Source organism: Archangium sp. (genome assembly GCF_036389735.1).
Lineage (GTDB): Bacteria > Myxococcota > Myxococcia > Myxococcales > Myxococcaceae > Archangium.
This window is the reverse complement of the sequence record NZ_DASVWK010000570.1, coordinates 1-1,648: the sequence shown is the minus strand read 5'-3', so window position 1 is coordinate 1,648 and position 1,648 is coordinate 1. Positions and strand designations below refer to the sequence as shown.

General features: G+C 68.8%; 2 protein-coding genes and 1 pseudogene. 1 reads left to right on the top strand and 2 read right to left on the bottom strand.

Annotated features, from left to right (window positions below; genetic code table 11):
• Together VF794_RS20010 and VF794_RS20005 are read right to left on the bottom strand one after the other, a co-directional pair.
• Positions 1 to 226 (bottom strand): annotated as a pseudogene (locus VF794_RS20010) (hypothetical protein); the annotation flags it as partial.
• Between the two features lie 378 nt (positions 227 to 604).
• Complete coding sequence (locus VF794_RS20005) at positions 605 to 988, bottom strand: response regulator (protein ID WP_331112760.1); 384 nt, start codon at positions 986 to 988, stop codon at positions 605 to 607.
• A gap of 225 nt (positions 989 to 1,213) precedes the next feature.
• Between VF794_RS20005 and VF794_RS20000 the strand changes: the two genes are divergently transcribed.
• On the top strand, positions 1,214 to 1,618 hold the full coding sequence (locus tag VF794_RS20000) for a thioredoxin family protein (protein ID WP_331112758.1): 405 nt from the start codon (positions 1,214 to 1,216) through the stop codon (positions 1,616 to 1,618).
• The last annotated feature ends 30 nt before the right edge of the window (positions 1,619 to 1,648 follow it).

The following is a 1,648-nucleotide window of genomic DNA, read 5'->3' as shown; positions in this document are numbered from 1 at the left end:
AGCCGAGTGAGGCCGAGACGTTGACGAGCCCCCGCAGGTCCTTCAGCGTGGCCGCCCCCTTCTTGGCGAGCTTGAGCAACAGGACCGTTGCCCCGCTCGGCTCGTGCGTGGCCAGGTAGACAGTCCCCTCGGTGTAATCGGTCTGCGGCACCTGCTCCTGGAGGAGGTACGGCCCCAACCGCTCCGGGTCGTCCCCGCTCGCCTCGGACTTCTTCTCCTCGTCCATGTGTGCTCCTCGCTGGCCTCTCCGCCCGCCGGAGACCCGAGACGCTTGTTCGCATGGAGCCGCGCCCCACTTCCAGGAGGTGCCTGGTGCCGCCAGGGCGTCCTACTACCCAGGTGTGCACTCCCAATCTCCGGACGGTGTGTCAGGTATTTCGCCTTCAGGACTTCATCCGACTCGGGGGGGAGGCGCACCGGGCCATCCTGCTTCGCGGGCACGAGGGTGTAGCCCTGGCCCCGGTACGTCTCCAGTAGCCAATCCCCCTTGCTCCCCACCGTCTCGACGCCTCGTGGCGGCCGCGGCAAGAGGTTCAGCAGTACGCGGGCGGCCTCTTTTGGAGTCCTTCGCGCCAGCCGCACGTCATGAGAGAGCCTCGGCGGGTCAGCTCTTGGCCTGGGCCACGGCGAGGGGCCGCGGTTGGAGCAGCTCGTGCAGCCGCGCGATGAGGACGGCGGGCTGCACGGGTTTGACGAGGTAGGTGTCGACGGCCTCGGAAAGGCCCGGGCGGGGGGCATGGCCGCTGATGAAGAGGAAGGGCACCTGCTGGAGCGGGGGCTCGGCGCGCACGCGGCGGCACAGCTCGTACCCGTCCATGCCATGCATGTTCACGTCCGACACGATGATGTCGGGGGGCTGCTGGCGCGCCTGGTCCAGCGCGGTGGCCCCATTCTCGGCGAGTGCACACTCGAAGTCAGGGGAGAGCAACAGCCGCAGCGTCTGGCGCATGGACCACGAGTCATCCACGATCAGGACCCTGGGCTTCACGGCACTCTCCGCTTCCACGGGCCACCGGGCCGGAGCGCACCGACCGGGAGTGTCCGCGGGCCCGTACCCCTGGAGCGGACGTGTTCAGTTTCACTCGCTTCTTCCGGATAAGGAAAGAGGGTTGCCCGGCTTTTCCGCTAGCGACCGGGGACAATCTTCCCTGACGCCTCCTGGCTCCTCACTTAGGGAAAGGCCGGTGTGGGGTCCGGAGCTCGGGAGAGGCCCATGACGGTGGTGTCGCTGGACAGCAAGAACTTCGGACCGGTGCTCGCCAGGCCCGGCATCCTGCTCATCCACTGGTGGGGCAGGTGGTGTGTGCCCTGCCGGGACTTCGACCCCATCTTCGAGCGGGTGGCCGAGCGGCACCCGGACATCACCTTCGCCCGGGTGGACGTGGACACGCAGGAGGAGCTGGTGGAAGTCCTGGGCGTGCAGGCGATGCCCGCGCTGATGGTGTTCCGCGACGGCTTCCTGCTGCTCAACCACGTGGGAGTGCTGCTGGAGCCGCTGCTGGAGGACCTCGTCTGGCAGGCCCGTGGGCTGGACATGAACGAGGAGCGGCGCAAGCTGTCGGAGTTGCGCGCCAGCAAGACGCGGGTGCGCGTGGGCCTCCACCCGCACGGGCCCTGACTCCGAGCGCGCGGGGCCTCTGCCCGCGCG

Excerpts from the sequence above, each read along its gene's own strand:
- VF794_RS20000 (WP_331112758.1), top strand. The coding sequence starts at position 1,214 with ATGACGGTGGTGTCGCTGGACAGCAAGAACTTCGGACCGGTGCTCGCC.